Below are 23394 nucleotides of genomic sequence, written 5' to 3' on the forward strand. Positions count from 1 at the left end.
TTACCGCCGCGTACGGAAGATCGGACCACCCTGCCGACAAGGATGTGCCATGGCGTACGACGCTGATGTGATCGTGATCGGGGCGGGCCTCGCCGGCCTGGTCGCCACCGCCGAACTGGTCGACGCCGGGCGCAGCGTCATCCTCCTCGACCAGGAACCGGAGCAGTCCATCGGCGGCCAGGCGCACTGGTCCTTCGGCGGCCTGTTCTTCGTCGACTCGCCCGAACAGCGCCGGATGCGCATCCGCGACAGCCACGACCTCGCCCTCCAGGACTGGCTCGGCACGGCCGGCTTCGACCGCCCCGAGGACCACTGGCCGCGCAAGTGGGCCGAGGCGTACGTCGACTTCGCGGCCGGCGAGAAGCGGGCCTGGCTCCACCGGCAGGGCGTCCGCTTCTTCCCCGTGGTCGGCTGGGCGGAGCGCGGCGGCTACGACGCCACCGGGCACGGCAACTCGGTACCGCGCTTCCACATCACCTGGGGCACCGGCCCCGGCCTGGTGGCACCCTTCGAGCGGCGGGTGCGCGCGGGCGTCGCCAGGGGCCTCGTACGGCTGAGGTTCCGGCACCGGGTCACCGCGCTCGGCCGCACCGGGGGCGCCGTCGACACCGTCAGCGGCGAGATCCTGGAGCCGTCGGAGGCCGAGCGGGGCACGGCCAGCAGCCGGCAGGTCACCGGGGCGTTCGAGTACCGGGCCCAGGCCGTGATCGTCACCTCCGGCGGCATCGGCGGCAACCACGACCTCGTCCGCGCCCAGTGGCCCGAACGGCTCGGCACCCCGCCGGAGAAGATGCTCTCCGGCGTGCCCGCCCACGTCGACGGCCTGATGCTCGGCATCGCGGAGGAGGCCGGCGCCCACCACATCAACCGCGACCGGATGTGGCACTACACCGAGGGCATCGAGAACTGGAACCCCATCTGGGCCCGGCACGGCATCCGCATCCTGCCCGGCCCGTCCTCCCTCTGGCTGGACGCGCACGGCCGCCGGCTGCCCGTCCCGCTCTTCCCCGGTTTCGACACGCTCGGCACGCTCGACCACATCATGAAGTCGGGGTACGGCTACACCTGGTTCGTCCTCAACCGGCGGATCATCGGCAAGGAGTTCACCCTCTCGGGCTCCGAACAGAACCCGGACCTCACGGGCAAGTCCGTACGCGGCGTCCTCGACCGCGCCCGCGCGGATGTCCCCGGCCCGGTCAAGGCGTTCATGGACCACGGCGTCGACTTCGTCATCGAGAGGGACCTGCCGTCCCTGGTGCGCGGCATGAACGCGCTCACCAAGGAGCCGCTGATCGACGAGGCCGCGCTGCGCCGCGAAATCACCGCCCGCGACCGGGAGATCGCCAACCCCTTCACCAAGGACCTCCAGGTGACGGCGATCCACGGCGCCCGCAAGTACCTGGGCGACAAGCTGATCCGCACGGTCACCCCGCACCGCATCCTCGACCCCAAGGCGGGTCCCCTGGTCGCCGTGCGCCTGAACATCCTCACCCGCAAGTCGCTCGGCGGTCTGGAGACCGACCTGTCGTCCCGCGTCCTCACCGCCGACGGCACCCCGCTGCCCGGCGTGTACGCGGCGGGCGAGGCGGCCGGCTTCGGCGGCGGCGGGGTCCACGGCTACCGCTCCCTGGAGGGCACCTTCCTCGGCGGCTGCCTCTTCTCAGGCCGCGCGGCGGGCAGGGCGGCCGCGAAGGCGGTCGGATCCTAGACCCCGGTTTCCCCCGGTACGGGCGTCGCCTGGTGGTAGTACATCCGCCACTCGCCGCCGGGTGAACGCCGCCACAGGGAGCTGCGCCGCGCCCGGCGGCCCGCGAGGACCGTCTCGTACGTCAGGTGCACCAGGTCGGGACCGAGCTGGACGCCCGTCATGCCGGTCACCTCGTAGCGGGGGCCGTCGGCCGAGCCGCCCTCCATCCCGGGCAGTTCGGCGAGCATCTCCGCACGGCTCCACCGCCGCCCGGAGGCGCCGACCTCCACGAAGTCCGGGTCCAGGAGGCGGGCCGCCTCGGCCCGTGACGCCCGTACGGCCGGGTCGGCGAGCCGCAACTCGCCCGCCACGGCCTCCTCGACACCGGTCACCGCAGCCGCTCCACCACGCGGAACCGCTCGGCGACCACCATCGTGGTGTCGTCGACCGTGAAGTCCGGGTCCCCGAGGGCCTCCCGCATCTCGGCGCTGTGCCAGAACTTCTCGTGCCCCGCCCGCCATTCGGCGACCGACGCGTACCCCTCGCCCTCGTCCAGGGCGTGCCGCAGGTCCACCTCGCCGAGCGGCGGGACCCGGACCTCCGTCAGCTCCAGCACCGCGACCTCGCGCCCGTCGGAGTCGATGAGCGCCGACCGCTCGCCCACCGGCGGGAGTTCCTCGTCCTCGGCCTCGTACTCGACGAGCAGTCCCGTCGTGGACGTCTTCTCGCCGGACAGGACGGCGGCGACCAACTGGTCGCGCAACGGCCCGGGGAACGCCAGCAGGTAGGGCTTGAGCTGTTCGGGGTTCGCCATGGGGCGACAGTCTGGCAGCCTGCCGCCCCGGCTGCGAGGCAATACCCTCCCCGGCTACAGCACCAGGGACAGCAGCAGCACGAACACGATCCCGACGACCGAGATGATCGTCTCCATCACCGACCAGGTCTTGACGGTCTGGCCGACGTTCATCCCGAAGTACTCCTTCACCAGCCAGAACCCGGCGTCGTTGACATGGCTGAAGAAGAGCGAGCCCGCGCCGATCGCCAGCACCAGCAGCGCCGCGTGCGAGGTCGACATGTCGGCCGCCAGCGGCGCGACCAGCCCGGCCGCCGAGATGGTGGCGACGGTCGCCGAACCGGTGGCCAGCCGGATCGCCACCGCGATCAGCCACGCCAGCAGCAGCGCCGGGATCGACCAGTCCTCGGAGAAGTCCAGGATCATCTGGCCGACGCCCACGTCGATGAGCGTCTGCTTGAAGCCGCCGCCCGCGCCGACGATCAGCAGCACGCCCGCGATCGGGGCGAGCGACGTCTCGACGGTCGAGGAGATCCGCTCCTTCGTGAAGCCGGCCGCCCGGCCCAGCGTGAAGATGCCCACCAGGACCGCGGCGAGCAGTGCGATCAGCGGCGAGCCGATGACGTCGGTCACCCGCTGGACGTGGTTCTCCGGGTCGTCGACGACGATGTCCACCAGCGCCTTGACCATCATCAGCACCACGGGCAGCAGCACGGTCGCCACGGTGGCCCCGAAGCCGGGCCGCCGCTCCAGGCCCTCCGACGTCCGCTGGGGGATCATGTGCTCGGGCGCCGGGACGTCCACCCACCGCGCCGCGTACCGGGAGAACAGCGGACCGGCGATGATCACGGTCGGGATGGCGACCAGGAGGCCGAGCGCCAGCGTCACGCCCAGGTTGGCGCCGATCGCGTCGATCGCGACCAGCGGGCCGGGATGTGGCGGGATCAGGCCGTGCATCACGGAGAGGCCGGCCAGCGCGGGCACACCGATCCGCATCAGCGAGTAGCCGCCGCGCTTGGCGACCATCAGTACCACCGGGATCAGCAGCACGATGCCGACCTCGAAGAACAGCGGCAGCCCGATCACCGAGGCGATCAGCACCATCGCCCACGGCATGGCGCGCCCGCCCGCCTTGGCCAGGATCGTGTCGACGATCTGGTCCGCGCCGCCCGAGTCGGCGAGCAGCTTGCCGAGGATGGCGCCGAGCGCGATGAGCACCCCGACGCCCGAGACGGTCGAGCCGAGGCCCTTGGTGAACGACGTGATGGTCGCGTCGAGCGGGGCGCCGGCGAACGCGCCGAGCCCGAGCGAGCCTATGGTCAGCGCCAGGAAGGCGTGCAGCTTGAACTTGGTGATGAGCAGGACGATGACGGCGATGCCCGCCAGGACGGCGACGCCCAGTTGGGCGTTGCCGGCCGAGGTGATCGGTTCGGTGGCGTCCGCTGCCAGCATCTCGACGTTGAGACTGGTCACAGGGGGAGTCCTCAGGTAGCGAGCCGGCGCAGCGCGGCGACGGCCCGGTCGGTGATGTCCTCGGGGGAGCCGGAGACGTCGACGGCCACACCGGCCTCGTCGTCCCCCAGCGGCTGGAGGGTCGCGAACTGCGAGTCCAGCAGCGCGGTGGGCATGAAGTGCCCCTTGCGCGCGGCCATCCGCTCCTCGATCAGCGCCCGGTCGCCGGTCAGGTGCAGGAAGACGACACCGGGGGCGGCCGCCCGCAGCCGGTCGCGGTAGGCCCGCTTCAGCGCCGAGCTGCTGACCACCCCGCCGAGGCCCGCCCGGTCGTGGGCCCACTGCCCGATCGCGTCGAGCCACGGCCACCGGTCGTCGTCGTCGAGCGGGACGCCGGCGGACATCTTGGCGATGTTCGCCTTGGGGTGGAAGTCGTCGCCCTCGGCGTAGGGCACGCCGAGGCGCTCGGCGACCAGCGGACCGATGGTGGTCTTGCCGGTTCCCGCCACGCCCATCACGACGACGACTGGGGGTTTCTGCATGGGCTGCGCGCCTCGCTGTCCTCTTCGACATCGACTTCTCGCCGCACACTGAAACCCATGAGGTACGACATATTCAAGAGCCTGTGACTTAAAAGTCATACTTATTTGCGGCGGTTACGCTATGCACATGACGACACAGGCGCAGGGGCTCCATACGCATGTGCTGGACACCCTGGGCCTCGCGATCACCGCGGGGGAGTACCCGCCGGGCAGCGTGCTGCGCACCGACGAGCTCGCCCAGCGCTTCGAGGTGTCACGCACCGTGATCCGCGAGGTCGTCCGCGTCCTGGAATCGATGCACCTCGTGGAGTCGCGCCGCCGCGTCGGCGTCACCGTGCGCGCCACCGCGCAGTGGAACGTGTACGACCCGCGCGTCATCCGCTGGCGGCTCGCCGGCACCGACCGCCCCCGCCAGCTCCGCTCGCTGACCGTGCTGCGCTCGGCCGTCGAGCCGGTCGCCGCCGGCCTCGCCGCCGTCCACGCCACCCCCGAGCAGTGCCGGGAACTCACCGAGCAGGCCCTCGGCATGGTCGCCACCTCGCGCGGCCGGCAGTTGGAGGCGTACCTCGTGCACGACATCGCCTTCCACCGGGTCGTCCTCAACGCCTCCGGCAACGAGATGTTCGCCCGGCTCGGCGACGTGGTCGCCGAGGTCCTCACCGGCCGCACCCACCACCACGTGATGTTCGAGGACCCCGACCCGGCCGCCGTCACCCTCCACGTCCAGGTCGCGGAAGCCGTACGGGAGCGGGACGCGGCGCGCGCCGAGGAGCTCACCCGGGAGATCGCGGCGGGCGCCCTGCGCGAGCTCGATGTCCTCGCGCCATAGCCGCACCCCTTAAGCTGCTCAATGCTGATTAACCAGCCGGTAACCTCAAAAACATCTCAGATCAGCCCGTACGTGACATAGGCCACAGCCAAAACGGCAGCGTAGCCGTGACTATGTGCCCTGGCCTTCATGCCACGGTGACCACCTGCATCACCGGCGTACGGCTGATACCGCACGACCCCCTCACAAAGGCGACTTCTAGATGAGTGACCGCACCATGCCTGCGGCCGACACCCTGAGCCCCGGTTCCCCGGCGGCGACGGGCGCCCCCCACATCGACGCCGGTGACGCCGGTTACAGCAAGGACCTCAAGTCCCGCCACATCAACATGATCGCCATCGGCGGCGCGATCGGCACGGGCCTCTTCCTCGGTGCCGGTGGCCGCCTGGCGGGCGCGGGCCCCTCCCTCGCGATCGCGTACGCCGTCTGCGGCGTCTTCGCGTTCTTCGTCGTCCGGGCCCTCGGTGAGCTGGTGCTCTACCGTCCCTCCTCCGGCGCCTTCGTCTCCTACGCCCGTGAGTTCATGGGCGAGAAGGGCGCCTACACGGCCGGCTGGCTGTACTTCCTCAACTGGTCGACCACCGCCGTCGCCGACATCACCGCGGCCGCGACGTACGCCCACTTCTGGGCCATGTTCAGCGACGTCCCGCAGTGGATCCTCGCCCTGATCGCCCTCGCCGTCGTCCTCACCGCGAACCTGATCTCGGTGAAGTACTTCGGCGAGATGGAGTTCTGGTTCGCGATCATCAAGGTCGCCGCGCTGGTGATCTTCATGTGCGTCGGCATCTTCCTCGTCGTCACCCAGCACGAGGTCGGCGGCCACACCCCGGGCCTGCACACCATCACCGACAACGGCGGCATCTTCCCGATGGGCATGCTGCCGATGCTGATGGTCGTCCAGGGCGTCGTCTTCGCGTACGCCTCCGTCGAGCTGTGCGGCGTCGCCGCCGGTGAGACCAAGAACCCCGAGAAGATCATGCCGAAGGCGATCAACTCGATCATGTGGCGCGTGGGCCTGTTCTACGTCGGTTCGGTCGTGCTGCTCGCGCTGCTGCTGCCGTACACGTCCTTCTCCGGCGACCAGAGCCCGTTCGTCACCGTCTTCGACAAGCTCGGCATCCCGGGCACGGCCGGCATCATGAACCTGGTCGTCCTCACCGCCGCCCTGTCCAGCCTGAACTCCGGCCTGTACTCCACCGGCCGCATCCTGCGCTCGATGGCCATGGCGGGCTCCGCGCCCAAGTTCACCGCCCGCATGAACAAGGGCCAGGTCCCCTACGGCGGCATCCTGCTCACCGCCGCCTTCGGTGTCCTGGGCGTCGGCCTGAACTACGTCATGCCCGGCGAGGCCTTCGAGATCGTGCTGAACCTCGCCTCCATCGGCATCCTCGGCACGTGGGGCATGATCATGCTCTGCTCGCTGCTGTTCTGGTCGCGCTCCAAGGACGGCAGGGTCACCCGCCCGTCCTACCAACTGCCCTGGGCCCCGTACACGCAGATCGTGACGCTGGTCTTCCTCGCCACCGTCCTGTTCCTGATGTGGTACGGCGGCGGCATCGGCCGGACGACCGTGAACCTCGTCCCGGTCATCGCCCTCCTGCTCGTCGGCGGCTGGTTCGCCGTCCGCAAGCGGGTCAAGGCGCTGGCCACCTCGCAGCCGCAGGACTGACGCCCCGCGTCGTACGTGCGCGAGCCCCCGCCGGACAGCCGTCCGGCGGGGGCTTCACGTATGCGGCTGAAATATGCCCCCGGTGCGCCGCCCTGCCCGGAATAGTGGTGCCGGACAACCGCACGACGGAGGGAAGAGTGACGATGGCGCAGCAGGTCCGAGGGGTCGTCGCCCCGGGGAAGAACGAGCCCGTGCGGGTGGAGACGATCCTCGTTCCCGACCCCGGCCCCGGTGAGGCCGTCGTGAAGATCCAGGCGTGCGGGGTCTGCCACACCGACCTGCACTACAAGCAGGGCGGCATCAACGACGACTTCCCCTTCCTCCTCGGCCACGAGGCCGCCGGTGTGGTCGAGGCGGTCGGCGAGGGCGTCACCGACGTGGTGCCCGGTGACTTCGTGATCCTCAACTGGCGGGCGGTGTGCGGGAAGTGCCGGGCCTGTCGGCGCGGCAGGCCCTGGTACTGCTTCGACACGCACAACGCCCGGCAGAAGATGACGCTCACGGACGGGACGGAGCTGTCGCCGGCCCTCGGCATCGGGGCCTTCGCCGAGAAGACGCTGGTCGCCGCCGGCCAGTGCACCAAGGTCGACCCGTCCGTGGCCCCGGCCGTCGCCGGTCTGCTCGGCTGCGGCGTGATGGCCGGCATCGGCGCGGCGATCAATACCGGCCAGGTCGGCCGGGGCGACTCGGTCGCCGTCATCGGCTGCGGCGGCGTCGGCGACGCGGCCGTCGTGGGCTCCCGCCTCGCGGGCGCCGCGCGGATCATCGCCGTCGACATCGACGACCGGAAGCTGGAGACCGCCCGGTCGATGGGCGCCACCCACACCGTCAACTCCCGCACCACCGACCCCGTCGAGGCCATCCGCGAGCTGACCGACGGGTTCGGCGCCGACGTCGTCATCGAGGCGGTCGGCCGCCCCGAGACCTACCGTCAGGCGTTCTACGCCCGCGACCTCGCCGGCACGGTCGTCCTCGTCGGCGTACCGACCCCCGACATGAAGCTGGAGCTCCCGCTGATCGACGTCTTCGGACGCGGCGGTGCCCTCAAGTCGTCCTGGTACGGCGACTGCCTGCCGTCCCGCGACTTCCCGATGCTCATCGACCTGCACCAGCAGGGCCGTATCGACCTGGGCGCCTTCGTCACCGAGACGATCGGCCTCGACGACGTCGAGAAGGCGTTCGCGCGGATGCACGAGGGCGACGTCCTCCGCTCGGTGGTGGTCTTCTGATGACCGCGCGCGTCGAGCACCTCGTCACCTCCGGCACCTTCTCGCTGGACGGCGGCACCTGGGACGTCGACAACAACGTATGGATCGTCGGGGACGGCGCGGAGGCGATCGTCATCGACGCCGCGCACGACGCCGACGCCATCCTGGCCGCCCTCGACGGCCGTACGCTGCGGGCCGTCGTCTGCACCCACGCCCACAACGACCACATCGACGCGGCCCCCGCGCTCGCCGCCGCCACCGGCGCCCGCGTCCTGCTCCACCCCGACGACCTGCCGCTGTGGAAGCAGACCCACCCCGACCACCACCCGGACGGCGAGCTCGCCGACGGCCAGACCCTCACCATCGCGGGCACCGACCTCACCGTCCTGCACACCCCGGGCCACGCACCCGGCGCGGTGAGTCTGTACGCGCCCGACCTGGGCACCGTCTTCACCGGCGACACGCTCTTCGCGGGCGGCCCGGGCGCCACCGGCCGGTCCTTCTCGCACTTCCCGACGATCATCGACTCGATCCGCGACCGGCTGCTCACCCTGCCGCCGGACACGGTCGTCCGCACGGGACACGGCGACACCACCACCATCGGCGCCGAGGCGCCGCACCTCGACGAATGGATCAAACGAGGCCACTGAGCGTCAGCCGGCTGACGAACCGCATCGGGGCACCCGTGACCGGGTCGGTGAACTCCAGCGTCCGCGCCAGCAGTTGGAGCGGACGCGCGTAGTCCTCCGGCCCGTCGTCCCGGACGACCGGGTACAGCGGGTCGTCCAGGATCGGCACGCCCAGCCGGGCCATGTGGACCCGGAGCTGATGGGTCTGGCCGGTAGCCGGCACCAGCCGGTACCGGCCGAGCCCGCCCCGGTGCTCCACCAGCTCGATCAGGCTCTCGCTGTTCGGCTCGCCCGGCTCCTCACGGGCCGCGAGCACCCCCCGCTCCTTCACGATCCGGCTGCGCACGGTCACGGGAAGCTCCAGCGAGGGGTCGTACGCGGCCACCGCCTCGTACTCCTTGCGCACCCGCCGGTCCCGGAACAGCGTCTGGTACGCGCCCCGGTCCTCCGGCCGTACGACGAAGAGCACGAGCCCCGCCGTCAGCCGGTCCAGCCGGTGCGCCGGCTGCAGCCCCGGCAGGTCCAGGTCGCGCCGCAGCCGTGCCAGCGCCGTCTCCGTGACGTGCCGCCCGCGCGGCGTCGTCGCCAGGAAGTGCGGCTTGTCGGCGACCACGATCCGCTCGTCGCGGTACACGATCCCCACCTTGAACGGCACCCGCTCCTCCGCCGGGAGGTCCCGGTGGAACCACACGTACCGCCCCGCCGCGTACGGCTCGTCCGCTCCGACCGGCGCCCCGTCCGCCCCGACGAACCGCCCCTCGGCGAACATCGCGTCCACCCGGTCGGCGCCGATGGCCGCCGCGTACCGCCCCAGCAGATGGTCCCGCACGGTCGCCCACGCCCCGTCGGGGTCGGCGGGCAGCCGCAGCCGCACCGGGTCGACACCGGCGCGCTGCGGCAGCGGGGCCACCGGGGCCTTGGTTCTGCGTCTCACCCGCCCACGGTATACACCCACGTCACGGCCGCCCCAGGGCGCCGAGGGCGGGCAGGGCGGCGGCGATCCGCTCCCAGGCGGCCCGGTCGCGTTCGACGGGGGGCAGCGTCTCGCCCGTGCCGCCGCCCCAACCGGTCGCGACGGTCACCGGGTCCTCGCCGGTCGCGGCGCCCACGGCCAGGGCGGCGGCGCCGAGGGCGACGAGTTCGGTGGTACGGGGGAGGACGACGGGCCGCCCCGAGAGGCGGCGTACGGTCTCGACCCACGTACGCCCCCGGGCGCCGCCGCCGATCAGCCGCAGCGGCACGTCGTCCCGCGTGTGCGGCAGCGCTTCGAGGGCCCGCAGGAGGGTGAACGCGGCGCCCTCGTAGGCGGCCCCGAGGAGCTGCTGGGGTGTGGTGGCGTGGCGGAGCCCGGTGAGCAGCCCGGAGGCGCCCGGGAGGTCGGGGGTGCGTTCGCCGTCGAGGTACGGCAGGAGGACGGCCTCGCCGCCGGGCTCGGCGTCCTCGCGGTCGAGGCCCAGCAGCGCGGCCACCTTGTCCACGGCCTGCGTGCAGTTGAGGGTGCAGCCGAGCGGGAGGTAGGTGCCGTCGGTGGCCGCGAAGCCGGCGAGGGCGGCCGTGGCGGGCCGGGTGCGGGTGGCCGCGAAGACCGTGCCGGAGGTGCCCAGGGAGACCACCGGGTGGTCCAGCAGGCCCTGCCCGCCCAGTCCGAGGCCGACGGCGGCCGCCATGTTGTCGCCGGTGCCCGCGGCGACGGCGATGCCCTCCGGCAGGCCCAGCTCCTTCGCCGCCGTCGCGGTCAGCGAGCCGACGCGGGTGGCGCCCATCGGGGCGACGGGCGGCAGGAGAGCGGGGTCCAGCCCGAGCAGGTCGAGCAGTCCGTGGTCGTACGCGCCGGTCGCGGTGTCGTACCAGCAGGTGCCGGACGCGTCGCCCGGGTCGGTGGCGGCCGTCCCGCTCAGCCGCTCGGTCAGGAAGTCGTGGGGGAGGCGCACGGCGGCCACGGCCTCGGCTGTGCGCGGCTCGTGCTCGCGCAGCCACTGCCACTTGGCGGCCGTCATCGACGCCACGGGTACGGAACCGGTGCGGGCCAGCCAGCCGTCGGCGCCCAGTCGCGCGGTGAGGGCGGCGGCCTGAGGGGCGGAGCGGGTGTCGTTCCACAGCAGGGCGGGGCGCAGCGGGCGGCCGGCGGCGTCCAGGGCGACCAGGCCGTGCTGCTGGCCGGCGACCGCGATGCCGGTGACCGTGCGGGCGTCGACGCCCGTCAGGGCCTGGGCGACCGCCTCGGCGAGCGCCCGCCACCACTGCTCGGGGTCGCTCTCGCGGGCACCTGCCGCGCCGGTCACCGTGTGCGGGGCCCGGCCCATGGCCAGGACCCGTCCGGAGGCGGTCTCCACGACGAACGCCTTGGTGGACTGGGTGGAGCTGTCCACGCCGATGACGGCCGGGGACGACGACGGCATCGCGTACCTCTCTCGGTGTCTTGGCTCTCGTGTCTTGGCCGACGGGCATCCGTAGCGTATTAGTAATGCGAGAAAACAAATAGAGCTGGAGGCCCGGACATGTCGGAACGCTTCATCCCCACTCCCGAGGACAGGTTCACGTTCGGGCTGTGGACCGTGGGCTGGCAGGGCGTCGACCCCTTCGGCACCGCGACCCGCCCCGCCCTCGACCCCGTCGAGTCCGTGGAGCGCCTGGCCGCCCTCGGTGCGTACGGCGTGACCTTCCACGACGACGACCTGATCCCCTTCGGGTCCTCCGACGCAGAACGGGAGGCCGTGGTCAAGCGGTTCCGGGCCGCCCTGGAGCGCACCGGCATGAAGGTGCCCATGGCCACCACGAACCTCTTCACGCACCCGGTCTTCAAGGACGGCGCCTTCACCGCCAACGACCGCGACGTCCGCCGCTACGCGCTGCGCAAGACGATCCGCAACATCGACCTGGCGGTCGAGCTCGGCGCGGAGGTGTACGTGGCCTGGGGCGGCCGCGAGGGCGCGGAGTCGGGCGCCGCGAAGGACGTCCGAGCGGCCCTGGACCGCATGAAGGAAGCGTTCGACCTGCTCGGCCAGTACGTCACCGAACAGGGCTACCACCTGCGCTTCGCCATCGAGCCCAAGCCCAACGAGCCGCGCGGCGACATCCTCCTGCCCACCATCGGCCACGCCCTCGCCTTCATCGAGCGCCTGGAACGCCCCGAACTCGTCGGCGTCAACCCGGAGGTCGGCCACGAGCAGATGGCCGGCCTCAACTTCCCGCACGGCATCGCCCAGGCCCTGTGGGCGGGCAAGCTCTTCCACATCGACCTCAACGGCCAGTCCGGCATCAAGTACGACCAGGACTTCCGCTTCGGCGCGGGCGACCTCCGCCAGGCCTTCTGGCTGGTCGACCTCCTGGAGAGCGCCGGTTACGACGGCCCGCGCCACTTCGACTTCAAGCCCGTCCGCACCGACGGCGCCGAGGGCGTCTGGGAGTCCGCCAAGAACTGCATGCGGAACTATCTGATCCTCAAGGAGCGCGCCGCCGCCTTCCGCGCCGACCCCGAGGTACGAGCCGCCCTCACGGCCTCCCGCCTCCCCGACCTGGCCCGCCCCACCGCCGAGGACGGCCTCGCCTCCCTGCTCGCGGACCCCTCCGCGTACGAGACCTTCGACCCCGCAGCGGCGGCCGCGCGATCCATGGCCTTCGAGCGTCTCGACCAGCTCGCCCTAGAACACCTCCTGGCCACCCGCTGACCGGGCCACCGCTACGACCCGGTCGCCGCCGCCCGTGCCCGCGCCCAGTCGATGATCCCCGCGCCGGGGGCGGGAACTCGGGGGCCCGGGGGCCGGGGGCCGGGGGCCGCCCCCGTCACCGGGCCATGCGCCCCATGTAGCCCGCCGGGTCCGCGATCACGTCGCGGACGACCACCGCCGCGGCGCCCCGTGCCGCGTCGCCCGAGGAGGATGAACCCCGCAGCCGTCCGGACCCCACGGGCCACAGGCCCGAGACGACCCGTGCCGTCAGCTCCCGGTCCGCCGCCGGGCCCAGCCATGGCATCAACGACCGGTAGATCCCGCCCAGTACCACCGCCTCCGGGTCCAGGAGGTTCACCGCGCCGGACACCACCAGGCCCAGCATCCGCCCGGCCCGCTCCAGGGCGGCCACCGCCCGGACGTCACCGGCGCGGGCGCGCCGCTCCAGCTCCGCCACGCCGGGCAGGCCGGACGCCTCGTCGAGGCCCGCGCCCCGCAGCAGCGCGGCCTGACCGGCGTACTGCTCCAGGCATCCCCGCGAACCGCACCGGCACTCCGGCCCGTCCACGTCCGCGACCACGTGCCCGATCTCCCCGGCGAACCCGTGCGCCCCGCGCATCAGCTCGCCGCCGGCCACGATCGCGCCGCCCACCCCGATCTCGCCCGTCAGGTACAGGAAGCTGCGCACCCGCTCCTGGCCGCCGAACCACAGCTCGGCCAGCGCCGCCGCGTTCGCCTCGTTGTCCGACCCCACCGGCAGCGCCGGCCGCCCGGGCCGCAGGGCGCTCAGCGCCTTCCCGAACAATCGCTCCGCCGCCACCCCGTTCCAGCCGAGGTTCGGGGCCTGGCGCACCGTGCCGCCCGACACCAGGCCGGGCAGCGCGAGCAGCGCCCCCGCCGCGTACAGCTCCTGCCCGGCCGCCGACTCCAGTGCTCCCGCCGCGATCCGCGCGGCCCGCTCCAGCACCTCGCCGGGCGCCGCGCCCCGGTTGTCCACGTGCTCGGTGAGCCGCACCCGGTCGGTTCCGGCCAGGTCGACCACGCACACGGACACGTAATCGATGTTGATCTCGACGCCCAGCCCGGCCGGACCCGTGCGCGCCACCCGCAGCGCGGTCCCCGGCCGCCCCGCCTGCCCGCTGAACGTCTTGCCCCGCTCGGTGAGGAACCCGCCCGCCAGCAACTGCTCGACCAGCGACGACACCGCCGCCCGCGTCAGCCCCACCCGTGCCGCCACCGCCGCCCGGGTCGCCTCGCCCTCGTCGTGCACGGCCCGCAACACCAGGCTCAGGTTGTGCCGCCGCACGGTGTCCTTGTCGGCCTTGGGCTCCAGCGGACCAAGAGTGTTCTTCATGGTGCGGCCGAGCCTATGCGAAGCCCGGAAACGCGGAAGCGCGGGCCCGGTCCGCCGACCGTACCCGTCAACGATTGCGACAACGCGCCACAGCGGCCCTACTGGCGCCTGCGGGCAGCTCACCGATACGTCTTCGGCGGACTCGCCTTCCACGCTCGATCGAGAGAGTCGTCCCAGGTGCCGTCCCGGTCGAAACTGGCCGCGCGGCAGCCACGGGACATGGGCGCCGCAGCGCTGTGGCGCCAGGGAGCGTCCCCGATCCAGGCTATAGCGTGGCCGCAGTACCGACAGTTTGTGTACCCGTCAACTCATCAGCCAGCCGCTGGAATTGCGCCGTGCGATCCGCCACCTCCTCTTTGATGCCTCGCAGCACCTCCTCAGAACTCGAAGCCCCCGTCGAACCGATGATGTCGCGCACGAGTGCCGCCGCCTCGATCGCGATGTCGGCGCGCCGTGCGGCATCGACCAGGCTCCGCGCGCCACCGTTGTCAGGCGACTTGCGCACTGTCCGTTCCGCCAATTCAACCGACGGACGGCTGGACACAGCCGGCTGGTTATCGCCGGCCTCGTGCTCCGCAGCCCCGTCTCTCAGGCGTCTGCGAGCCACTTCGAAGGCCCATGCCTCGGTGGATGCCTTCTTGACGACGTTGAAGTGAGTACTGGTCGCCGCGTCCATCACCAAGTGGAACTCTGTCATCAGCAATCCCCAGTGGTCGCCGCCGGTGAAGTCTTCGGGGCACCAGCCGTAGTGACGCACAAGTTCGTCACGGACTCGGTCGAAATGGCGCAGGCTCTTCCGCACTGGCCCAGACGTCTCGATGTGGAGGCCGACGTCTTCCGCCTTCGTCAGCATTTCAGGCTCCACACCCTCCCACTTCATATGGCCGTCACGTTCACAGGCGTAGTCGACCCAGGACCAGAAAGCCTCGGCGTCCGCGACATCGGGCGCCTCACGGTGGTGGCGTGGGCAGAGGAGGGCGAAGTTGCGCACATCGTTGGAACCGCCGAGCGACTCCGGAACCACATGAGCTCTCTCCACCGGAGCCTGCCAGCAGATCAGACAGATGGGCTCATCGAGACCGAGATAGTCGGCGATGGCCCGGACCGGGGGTCTGGACCGGCGCCGGTCGGGGTGGCTGTCCCGGTTGCGTACGGGCAGCTCGCGGTGGTCGTAGGCGTGTTCACGGTCCGGGTCTCGTATGTTCAGGACATCAGGGATGTCCTCACGTTGCGGCTCGGGGTTCCTCGCCTGGTAGAGCGGTGTGTTGATCTCCGTGAGAAACGGACTGAGGAATCCCAGTAGGAAGTCCCGGATGATCTCTAATGCGTCCCTGTCGTAACCGCCGGCCGCGTTGCGGTGCCCCTGGATGTCGAGGTAGAGGTGGCGCGGAGCGCCTGGGCTCGTCGCTGCGGCTTTCTTGAGGATCGAGAAGAGGCGGGTGGCGCACTTGGTGAAGTCCTCTTCGACCCGCATGTCGTGATACAGCGCGATGCCCTTCGGCTCCGCTTCGGCTCCCGGCCCCTCAGGAGGGGCTGCGTTCTGTGTGGCCTCGGATCGGGCTAACCACTGAGACGTCATCGGCTTCTGTGCGTTGTCGTTCATGTACCCACAGTAGGAGCCCCCACTGACACGCCGACGTCCGCGGCCTCTGGTCTGGGCGGAGCGGCACACACGGGGGGCAGGCGGTTCCCGAATCCCCCGAGAAGGTGTCGGCCCGGTGGTGAGCGGCACGGAACCGCCTGCACTTGCCTGAGGAGAGAAGTAGCCCGGCGGCTGCCGGTGCCGGGCCGTTGCGGCCTCTCATCCCTGGTGCGACCAGGCGGTTCGCTCGGCTGTTGGTGGCGTGGCGGTCACGCCGCACTCGTAGAAACAGAAAAACCCCAGTTCAACTGGGGTCTCTGTTGGTGTCCGAGGGGGGACTTGAACCCCCACGCCCGATAAAGGGCACTAGCACCTCAAGCTAGCGCGTCTGCCATTCCGCCACCCGGACAAGGTGTCTGTCTCGCGGCCCGTGGCCGTTCCGACGTGGAAAACCATAGCAAACATTGGGAGGGCTCGATCACGCCCCCATGCGCGCCGGGGGAGGGGGCAGGATGGGAGGACCCAGCAGCAGCTACCCGGGAGGAACCAGCGTGAGCGAGTCGAGCACGGCGCGAACCGCCACCGTCACGGGCGAGGATGAGGTCACCGACCTCTGCCGCGACCTCATCCGGATCGACACCAGCAACTACGGCGACCACTCCGGCCCGGGGGAGCGCGCGGCCGCCGAGTACGTCGCCGAGAAGCTCGCCGAGGTCGGTCTCGAACCGAAGATCATCGAGTCCCACAAGGGGCGTGCCTCCACCGTGGCGCGGATCGCGGGCGAGGACCCCTCCCGGCCGGCGCTCCTGATCCACGGCCACACCGACGTGGTCCCGGCCAACGCCGACGACTGGACGCACCACCCGTTCTCCGGCGAGATCGCGGACGGCTGCGTCTGGGGCCGCGGCGCGGTCGACATGAAGGACATGGACGCGATGACCCTCGCGGTCGTACGGGACCGGCTGCGCACCGGCCGCAAGCCTCCGCGCGACATCGTGCTGGCGTTCCTCGCGGACGAGGAGGCGGGCGGTACGTATGGCGCGCGCCACCTCGTCGACAAGCACCCCGGCCTCTTCGAGGGGGTCACCGAGGCGATCGGCGAGGTCGGCGGCTTCTCCTTCACCGTCAACGAGAACCTGCGCCTCTACCTGGTGGAGACGGCCCAGAAGGGCATGCACTGGATGCGGCTCACCGTCGACGGCACGGCGGGCCACGGCTCGATGACCAACCGCGACAACGCCATCACCGAGCTGTGCGAGGCCGTGGGGCGGCTCGGCCGGCACACCTGGCCCGTCAGGGTCACCAAGACCGTGCGGTCCTTCCTCGACGAGCTGTCGGACGCGCTCGGCACCCCGCTGGACCCGGAGGACATGGACGCCACGCTCGCCAAGCTCGGCGGCATCGCCAAGATGATCGGCGCCACCCTCCGCAACTCCGCCGCCCCGACCATGCTCGGCGCCGGCTACAAGGTCAACGTCATCCCGGGGCAGGCGACCGCCCACGTGGACGGGCGCTTCCTCCCGGGGTACGAGGAGGAGTTCCTCGCCGACCTCGACCAGCTCCTCGGGCCGCGCGTCCGGCGCGAGGACGTACACGCCGACAAGGCGCTGGAGACCAGCTTCGACGGGGACCTGGTGGACGCCATGCAGTCCGCGCTCAAGGCGGAGGACCCGATCGCGCGTGCGGTTCCGTACATGCTCTCCGGCGGCACGGACGCCAAGTCCTTCGACGACCTCGGCATCCGCTGCTTCGGCTTCGCGCCGCTCCAGCTCCCGCCGGAACTCGACTTCGCCGGGATGTTCCACGGCGTGGACGAGCGCGTGCCGGTGGAGGGCCTGAAGTTCGGCGTACGGGTGCTCGACCGCTTCATCGACGCGAGCTGAGGCGGGCTGACGCGGGCCGATTAGCTGGAATAGTCGGCTGAAACGACACTCCAATAATCGCCCGCGTGTGCACATCTGACCGAAAAGGGTGAACGGAGTCATCGGGTCGTAGCTCCATTACCTCCCTGTCGTTACAGGTGGTGCGGTCCGCGGCTGGGACCGCATTGCCAACAAGGAGGAATAATGATCAAGAAGGTCGCCGCTGTTGCGGCCGCCACCGGTGGGCTGGTCCTGGCCGGCGCGGGCATGGCCGTCGCCGATGCGGGTGCGCAGGGTGCCGCCGTGGGCTCCCCCGGTGTCATTTCGGGCAATGTGGTCCAGGTTCCCATCCACATCCCGATCAACGCCTGCGGCAACACGGTGAACATCATCGGCCTGCTGAACCCGGCCTTCGGGAACGTCTGCGTCAACGACTGACGTTGAGCCTCGACCCCTAGTGGTCCGAGCCCGGCCGGCCCCGGAGCGCGCGCCATGCGCTCCGGGGCCGGTGGACATTCGGCCTCCCGGCGCTGTGCCCGGAGGCATTTCCGGAAGCCTAGAAGGCAGGGAACCAGCTATGCGACAGGTCACGCGAAAGGGCCTGACCATCGTGGCGGCCGCGGGCGGTGTGCTCGCCCTCGGCGGCGGATTCGCCCAGGCGCACACAGGCGCCGACGCCCACGGGGCCGCGACCAATTCCCCGGGCGTCGCGTCCGGGAACAACGTCCAGGCGCCGGTCAGTGTGCCGGTGAACGCGTGCGGCAACACCGTGAACGTCGTCGGGGCACTGAACCCGTCGTTCGGGAACAAGTGCGTCAACAAGTCCAGCGGCGCCAAGGCCGACGGGGCGGCGGCGAACTCCCCGGGCGTCGCGTCCGGGAACAACGTCCAGGCGCCGGTGAACGTGCCGGTTAACGCGTGCGGCAACAGCGTCAACGTCGTCGGCGGGCTGAACCCGGCGTTCGGCAACGAGTGCGCCAACGGTCACCCGCACAAGCCCGGCAAGCCCGGGCACCCCGGCAACCCCGACGAGCCGGGCAACCCGGGTAACCCGGACGAGCCCGGTAACCCCGGAAACCCGGACGAGCCGGGCAACCCCGGGAACCCCGATGAGCCCGGCAACCCGGACGAGCCCGACGAGCCGGGCAAGCCCGGGAACCCGGACCAGCCCGGTAAGCCCGGTGAGCCCGGCAAGCCGGGGACGCCGGACAGCCCGGACGAGCCCGGTTCGCCGATCGAGCCGAACGAGCCCGGCACGCAGACCGTCACCCCGCCGAAGGCGGAGGACGAGCTGGCGCTGACCGGTGCGGCACCGCTCGGCATGCTGATCCCGGCGGGCGCGGGCCTGCTGCTCGGAGGCACGGTTCTCTACCGTCGCACCCGGCAGTCCTCGTAGTCCCCGACCCCGCTGATACGACGGAGCGGGCCCCACGATCGCGGGGCCCGCTCCGTTCCGCGTGCCACCCTCACCGGGTGACGCGCCTCACCAGGTGGCGCGCACCTGACGGATGATGCGCCGGCGCAGCCGCACACGGCGGCTGCCGTCCCGGTGCAGACTCAGTCGGTCCAACTCCCAGTGTCCGTACTCGGCATGGTCGGTCAGCAGACGGGTCGCCTCCTTGCGGGACACCCCGCGAGGTACGTACACGTCGACAAATTCGTATTCCGGCATCGCATCTATTGTGCGGGCAGAGGCCCGGTACGGATAGCGTCTGCACTATGTCTGATGCTGCGCAGCCCACCGCTGCCGAGGTACGCGCCGCCGCCGAGGCGGTCAAAGCCGCACTGGACCGTCACCTGGAGGCGGTCGAGAACCGCACGGGTGATGACGACCCGGCCGTCTACGCCGCCTTCAACGCCCTCGCCACCGCGGCCGAGGCCTACGACGAGCGGCTCTACGACCGCTACGACGAGGTCACGCCGTTCGAGATCCCCGGCGTGGAGGACTCCCTCCCGCCGTACGAGGGCCCGGAGGAGCCGAACGCGCTCACCGTGCTGATCCGCCGCGACTACGCGGTGGTCGAGCCACAGCGCCTGCTGGCCCAGTCGCAGCGCATCGCGGACCTGGACCGGGAGGACGACGGCGCGGACACCACCGCGGTGGTGGGGACCAGTGTGCACGCGGCACTGGGCGTGCTGTTCGGCGAGTTCGAACCGGACGAGATCGCGTCGCGGCACAAGGAGTTCGGCCTGGAGGAGGGCGATTCCACCCTGTGGGTCGCGGCCGCCGACGAGCTCCCGGAACCCGGCGAGTGGCTGAGCACCCCGTTCGACCAGGCCGACCCGGGCCGGGTGATCTGCCGCTTCGACGTGAGCGCGGTCTTCGACGAGGACGAGATCCACGGCGACCCGGAGGACACCCGCCCGGACACCACCTGAGGGCCGCCGGGCGCGCTGGGGTCCGCTCCCGGGCGCCCGGGGCGCGACCGGGCCGGGGCGGCTTGGGCGGCCGGCCCTGAGCGGGCCCGGAAGGGCGCGGGAGGCAGGCCCGCGCCGTACGCGTCGCCCTGGCCGGCGCCGCCAGCACGCGGCAGCCTTGGCCCGCGCACGCGGCACCCGGGCTGCTGCGTCCCCGCGCGCCCTGGCCGGCGCGGCCCGCACGCGGCAGCCCCGCCATTCAGGATCCGGGCTGCTACGCCCCCCCCACGGCGGCCGGCCTCCTGCCCTGCATGCGGTACCCCCGCCTGCTACGCCCGCGCACGCGGCACCCGGGCTGCCGCGCACGCGTCCGTGGCACCCGTGCCCGGCGTGGCTTGGCTGAGCCGGCCGGCCCGGCCCGGGCACGGGCCCCGCCCGAGAACCTGCCCCCCGCCGCCGCGACGCCGGTCAGTCCTCCGCGTCGGTCAGGAGGCCCTCCAGCAGTGCACGGAGGCGGGTGGTGCGGGGCTGGGGGAGCTTCTGGGCGACCGCGTGGGGAAGGGCCTGGTCCACGCCGTGGACCACCGAGAGGTGCCGCTCGCCACGGCCGAACGCGGTGTACACCCAAGCCCGGTCCAGGGCCTCGGCCGCGTCGCCGGGAAGGACGACGACCGCCGCCGGCCAGCGCATGGCGACCGCCTGGTGCGCGGTCAGCGCCCAGCCGTGCCGCAGCGCCGCCTCGACCCGGTCCTTCGGTACGACGACCCGCTCGCCCTCGCAGTCCAGGTGCAGGCCCTCCGCGTCCGCCGAGAGCACCGTGCCCGGCACCGTCCGGCCCGGCGAGGGGGCGTAGGCGATCCGGTCGCCCGGGTCGAACCCGCCGAAACGGCCCGGACCCGGGTTCAGCCGCTGCTTCAGCGCCGCGTTGAGCGCCCGCGTCCCCGCCGAACCGCCATGGCCCACGGTGATCACCTGGGTCTGCTCGGCCGGCACCCCGATCGCCCGAGGCACCGAGTCGGCGACCAACTGCACCGTGCGGTGCACCGCCTCCCCCGCGTCCCGCACCGGGACGATCACGACTTCCTTGCCCGGCGCCTCGACCTGGTTCAGCTCGCCGATCCCGATGCCGGAGACCAGCTCCGCGATCGGCCCGGGGTCCGGTGTGCGCGACGCGACCTGGGGGCACACCCGCGCCGCCAGGACGTCCGCGAAGACCCGCCCCGCGCCCGTCGACCACAGCACGCCCGGGTCGCCGCTGAGCACCAGACGGCACCCGTCCGGCAGCGCCTCCGCCAGCATCGCGGCCGTCTCGACGTCGAGCTGCGGAGCGTCCAGCACCACCAGGAGGTCCAGCGCGAGCGCCCCGTCCTCGTCCCGTCCCGGTCCGCCCGTCCCCGTCAGCAGCCCGGCGATGGTGACCGCGTCGACGTCCGTGCCGAGCTGGCGGCGGCCGTTCTCGGTGTACGTGGCGACGACCGCCCGCAGCCCGAGTCCGTGCGCGGCCCCGGCCAGCGCGACCGCCTCGGCCCGCGCCGCGTCGCCGCCCGTGTGCGCGACCAGCCCGTGCTCGGCGACCGCACGGGTCAGCTCGGTCTGCGGGGCCGCGTCCTGCCAGCGGGCGTCGGGTCCGGTCCGGGCGAGCCGGGCGAGCCCGTCGGCGAGGCTCTCCTCCGCCAGCGCGTACCGGTCGAGGCCGATCAGCACCGGCACCGGCTCGGCGTCGTCGGCCCGCTCCGGCTCCAGATCCTCGTCCCCGGGCACGTGCTCGTCCAGCCCGTCGTGGAACACCAGCACCGCGCCCTCGGAGATCGCGTGCCGCACCGCCTCCTCCGGCTCGGGCACCGAACGCTCCGCCAGCGCCGCACGCACGGCCGCGGCGTCCAGCGCCGTGTGCCCCTGGAGCGCCGCCCGCTGGAGCAGCCAGCCGATCAGGGCGACCGTCCGGCGCTCGTCCCCGGGTCCGCACTCCGGGCCGAGCAGCGCCCGCGCGAAACCGTCGGCCTGCTCGGGGCGCACCCCCGGCACCGACAGCAACTGCCACGGGTCCTCGCGCAGCACGTCCGCCGCCGTATCCCCGAGCACGCCGGCCACCCGCACGGCGAGCGACTCGGGCGCGCCGCCCTCGCTCAGCACCGCCCGCACGGCCGCGACCGTCTCGGGCGCAGCCGACCGCGCGGGCGGGACGGGCTCGGGGGCCACCGCCGGCCGCGCCGGTGCGACGGGCTCCGGGGCGGACCGGCGCGGCGCGGGCGCGGGGGAGTCGAAGAACGCCGTGCCGGACGCCTTGCCGCTCTCCACCGCCCGTACCGCCGCCAGCAGGTCGGCGGCCTTGCCGCTGAGCTTGGCGCCCGCCTCGACGGGGCCGCCCTTCTCCGCCTTGCGCTGCTCGATCCGCGCCCGCAGCTCCCGCTGCGCCGCCAGCTCCGCCGCCGCCTCGGACGGCCCACCGTCGCCGGTGCCCTCCGGCGTCGCAGCCACCTCGTCCGTGCCGTCACCGGCCGGGACCTCCGCCTCCTCGGGCGCCGGGACGGCAGCGGGACCGCCCGGCTCCGCACCCTCCGGGGCGGCGGGTCCGGCGGCGGATGCGGCGTCGTCCTGGTCGTCGGCCGAGGGGCCGGGGGTTGCCCCCCGGGGAAGCGCGGTCACAGCGTGCTCCAGTCCTGATCGGGATAGCGGTGCACGGGCGCCGACACATCGTCGAGCGCCCGGCGGATCTCGTCAGGAAGACTAAGGGTCTCCACTGACAACGCCGCCGCGAGCTGCTGCGCGTTGCGCGCGCCGACCACCGGCGCGACCACGCCCGGCCGGTCCCGTACCCACGCCAGCGCCACCTGGAGCGGCGTGGCGGCCAGCCCGTCCGCCGCCGTGATCACCGCGTCGACGATCCGGGTCGCCGCGTCGTCCAGGTACGGCTCCACGAACGGCGCCAGCCGGTCCGACGCGCCCCGCGAGTCGGACGGCGTGGCGTGCCGGTACTTACCCGTCAGCACCCCCCGCCCCAGCGGCGAGGAGGGCAGCAGCCCGACGCCCAGGTCCAGCGCGGCGGGCAGCACCTCCCGCTCCACGCCCCGCTGGAGCAGCGAGTACTCCATCTGCGTGCTGGCCAGCCGCGCCCGCACCCCGCCCGGTGCGAGCTGCCACGTCGCGGCCTTCGCCAACTGCCAGCCGCAGAAGTTCGACACGCCCACGTACCGTGCCCGGCCGCTGCTGACCGCGATGTCCAGGGCCTGGAGCGTCTCCTCCAGCGGTGTCTCCGGATCGAAGGCGTGCACCTGCCACAGGTCCACGTAATCCGTGCCGAGCCGCGCCAGCGACGCGTCCAGCGACGCCAGCAGGTGTCCGCGCGACCCGTCGAACCGCCGGTCCGGGTCCGGGACGCTGCCGGCCTTCGTCGCGATGACCAGGTCGCGTCGCGGGACCAGCCGCTCCACGAGCTGCCCGAGCAGGTATTCGGCCTCGCCGCCGCCGTACACGTCCGCCGTGTCCACCAGCGTCCCGCCCGCCTCCCAGAACGCCTTGAGCTGGTCCGCCGCGTCGTGCTCGCCGGTGTCCCGCCCCCAGGTGAGGGTGCCGAGGCCGATCCGGGACACACGCAGGCCGGTACGGCCGAGATGCCTCTGCTCCATGGCCGCGAGATTACTGGCCAGAGGCCCACGCGCAGAGAGCCTGTGGACAACCTCGGGCACGTGCGGGGCCGTTCTCCCTCCTGACGGGACCGGGGCCTGCGCGCTAGAGTCCGGACGCAGATCATTACTGATCAG

The 23394-nt window shown here is 72.3% G+C and carries 21 protein-coding genes and 1 tRNA gene; 10 read left to right on the forward strand and 12 right to left on the reverse strand.

Annotated elements, in window-relative coordinates; genetic code table 11:
- Positions 1-49 precede the first annotated feature (49 nt).
- A complete protein-coding gene (locus AB0J57_RS30725) occupies positions 50-1708 on the forward strand; it encodes an FAD-binding dehydrogenase (RefSeq protein WP_366131630.1) in 1659 nt (552 codons plus the stop codon).
- Here AB0J57_RS30725 and AB0J57_RS30730 read toward each other — a convergent pair.
- The 4 genes from AB0J57_RS30730 to AB0J57_RS30745 are packed head-to-tail and all read right to left on the reverse strand — an operon-like array spanning position 1705 to position 4474.
- Entirely contained in the window at positions 1705-2079 is a 375-nt protein-coding gene (locus AB0J57_RS30730; RefSeq protein WP_366131631.1) for a DUF4440 domain-containing protein, read from the reverse strand. The two genes, AB0J57_RS30725 and AB0J57_RS30730, sit on opposite strands and share 4 nt — an antisense overlap.
- Positions 2076-2501: an ASCH domain-containing protein gene (locus tag AB0J57_RS30735; RefSeq protein WP_366131632.1), complete on the reverse strand. Its 426-nt coding sequence runs from the start codon at positions 2499-2501 to the stop codon at positions 2076-2078. The genes AB0J57_RS30730 and AB0J57_RS30735 overlap by 4 nt, the downstream gene beginning before the upstream one ends.
- Positions 2502-2555: 54 nt before the next feature.
- The gene (locus tag AB0J57_RS30740) at positions 2556-3953 is read right to left on the reverse strand and encodes a gluconate:H+ symporter (protein WP_366131633.1); all 1398 of its coding nucleotides are present in this window, start codon (positions 3951-3953) and stop codon (positions 2556-2558) included.
- 11 nt (positions 3954-3964) lie between these two features.
- Positions 3965-4474 (reverse strand): gluconokinase, encoded by a 510-nt coding sequence (locus AB0J57_RS30745; protein ID WP_366131634.1) that lies wholly within the window; start codon positions 4472-4474, stop codon positions 3965-3967.
- Between the two features lie 127 nt (positions 4475-4601).
- Between AB0J57_RS30745 and AB0J57_RS30750 the strand changes: the two genes are divergently transcribed.
- From AB0J57_RS30750 to AB0J57_RS30765, 4 genes are all read left to right on the forward strand, one after another.
- A complete protein-coding gene (locus tag AB0J57_RS30750) occupies positions 4602-5303 on the forward strand; it encodes an FCD domain-containing protein (RefSeq protein WP_366131635.1) in 702 nt (233 codons plus the stop codon).
- A gap of 202 nt (positions 5304-5505) precedes the next feature.
- Entirely contained in the window at positions 5506-6972 is a 1467-nt protein-coding gene (locus AB0J57_RS30755; protein ID WP_366131636.1) for an amino acid permease, read from the forward strand.
- 143 nt (positions 6973-7115) lie between these two features.
- Positions 7116-8201, forward strand: a complete 1086-nt coding sequence (locus tag AB0J57_RS30760; RefSeq protein WP_366131637.1) for an S-(hydroxymethyl)mycothiol dehydrogenase — start codon at positions 7116-7118, stop codon at positions 8199-8201.
- On the forward strand, positions 8201-8830 hold the full coding sequence (locus AB0J57_RS30765) for an MBL fold metallo-hydrolase (protein ID WP_366131638.1): 630 nt from the start codon (positions 8201-8203) through the stop codon (positions 8828-8830). The genes AB0J57_RS30760 and AB0J57_RS30765 overlap by 1 nt, the downstream gene beginning before the upstream one ends.
- Here the strand turns inward: AB0J57_RS30765 and AB0J57_RS30770 are convergent.
- On the reverse strand, positions 8814-9743 hold the full coding sequence (locus AB0J57_RS30770) for an RluA family pseudouridine synthase (protein WP_366131639.1): 930 nt from the start codon (positions 9741-9743) through the stop codon (positions 8814-8816). The two genes, AB0J57_RS30765 and AB0J57_RS30770, sit on opposite strands and share 17 nt — an antisense overlap.
- 22 nt (positions 9744-9765) lie before the next feature.
- The gene (gene xylB / locus AB0J57_RS30775; protein ID WP_366131640.1) at positions 9766-11208 is read right to left on the reverse strand and encodes a xylulokinase; all 1443 of its coding nucleotides are present in this window, start codon (positions 11206-11208) and stop codon (positions 9766-9768) included.
- Between the two features lie 99 nt (positions 11209-11307).
- On the opposite strand from xylB, the gene xylA reads away from it, so the two are divergent.
- Entirely contained in the window at positions 11308-12477 is a 1170-nt protein-coding gene (xylA, locus tag AB0J57_RS30780; RefSeq protein ID WP_366131641.1) for a xylose isomerase, read from the forward strand.
- Between the two features lie 115 nt (positions 12478-12592).
- On the opposite strand, the gene AB0J57_RS30785 is transcribed toward xylA, so the two are convergent.
- The 3 genes from AB0J57_RS30785 to AB0J57_RS30795 all read right to left on the reverse strand — a co-directional run bounded on the left by AB0J57_RS30785 (position 12593) and on the right by AB0J57_RS30795 (position 15822).
- A complete protein-coding gene (locus AB0J57_RS30785) occupies positions 12593-13831 on the reverse strand; it encodes an ROK family protein (RefSeq protein ID WP_366131642.1) in 1239 nt (412 codons plus the stop codon).
- A gap of 265 nt (positions 13832-14096) precedes the next feature.
- Positions 14097-15434: an HNH endonuclease gene (locus AB0J57_RS30790; RefSeq protein ID WP_366131643.1), complete on the reverse strand. Its 1338-nt coding sequence runs from the start codon at positions 15432-15434 to the stop codon at positions 14097-14099.
- A 300-nt stretch (positions 15435-15734) separates the two neighbouring features.
- Positions 15735-15822 (reverse strand) — tRNA-Leu (locus tag AB0J57_RS30795).
- A gap of 142 nt (positions 15823-15964) precedes the next feature.
- On the opposite strand from AB0J57_RS30795, the gene AB0J57_RS30800 reads away from it, so the two are divergent.
- The 3 genes from AB0J57_RS30800 (at position 15965) to AB0J57_RS30810 (ending at position 18671) form a co-directional block, all read left to right on the forward strand.
- Entirely contained in the window at positions 15965-17296 is a 1332-nt protein-coding gene (locus AB0J57_RS30800; RefSeq protein WP_366131644.1) for a M20/M25/M40 family metallo-hydrolase, read from the forward strand.
- Positions 17297-17479: 183 nt separating this feature from the next.
- Positions 17480-17713: a chaplin gene (locus AB0J57_RS30805; protein WP_366131645.1), complete on the forward strand. Its 234-nt coding sequence runs from the start codon at positions 17480-17482 to the stop codon at positions 17711-17713.
- Between the two features lie 139 nt (positions 17714-17852).
- Positions 17853-18671 carry a chaplin family protein gene (locus AB0J57_RS30810; protein WP_366131646.1) on the forward strand — a complete coding sequence of 273 codons (819 nt, stop codon included), beginning with the start codon at positions 17853-17855 and terminating at the stop codon, positions 18669-18671.
- An 87-nt stretch (positions 18672-18758) separates the two neighbouring features.
- Here AB0J57_RS30810 and AB0J57_RS30815 read toward each other — a convergent pair whose 3' ends face one another.
- Complete coding sequence (locus AB0J57_RS30815) at positions 18759-18947, reverse strand: DUF5703 family protein (RefSeq protein ID WP_005319466.1); 189 nt, start codon at positions 18945-18947, stop codon at positions 18759-18761.
- A 47-nt stretch (positions 18948-18994) separates the two neighbouring features.
- Between AB0J57_RS30815 and AB0J57_RS30820 the strand changes: the two genes are divergently transcribed.
- Positions 18995-19654, forward strand: coding sequence for a hypothetical protein (locus AB0J57_RS30820; protein ID WP_366131647.1), 660 nt, complete (start codon positions 18995-18997; stop codon positions 19652-19654).
- A gap of 447 nt (positions 19655-20101) precedes the next feature.
- Here AB0J57_RS30820 and AB0J57_RS30825 read toward each other — a convergent pair whose 3' ends face one another.
- Both AB0J57_RS30825 and AB0J57_RS30830 read right to left on the reverse strand, forming a co-directional pair.
- Positions 20102-22279: a helix-hairpin-helix domain-containing protein gene (locus AB0J57_RS30825; RefSeq protein ID WP_366131648.1), complete on the reverse strand. Its 2178-nt coding sequence runs from the start codon at positions 22277-22279 to the stop codon at positions 20102-20104.
- Positions 22276-23259 carry an aldo/keto reductase gene (locus AB0J57_RS30830; RefSeq protein WP_366131649.1) on the reverse strand — a complete coding sequence of 328 codons (984 nt, stop codon included), beginning with the start codon at positions 23257-23259 and terminating at the stop codon, positions 22276-22278. The genes AB0J57_RS30825 and AB0J57_RS30830 overlap by 4 nt, the downstream gene beginning before the upstream one ends.
- Between the last annotated feature and the right edge of the window lie 135 nt (positions 23260-23394).

The organism is Streptomyces sp. NPDC049837, assembly GCF_040674455.1.
GTDB lineage: Bacteria > Actinomycetota > Actinomycetes > Streptomycetales > Streptomycetaceae > Streptomyces.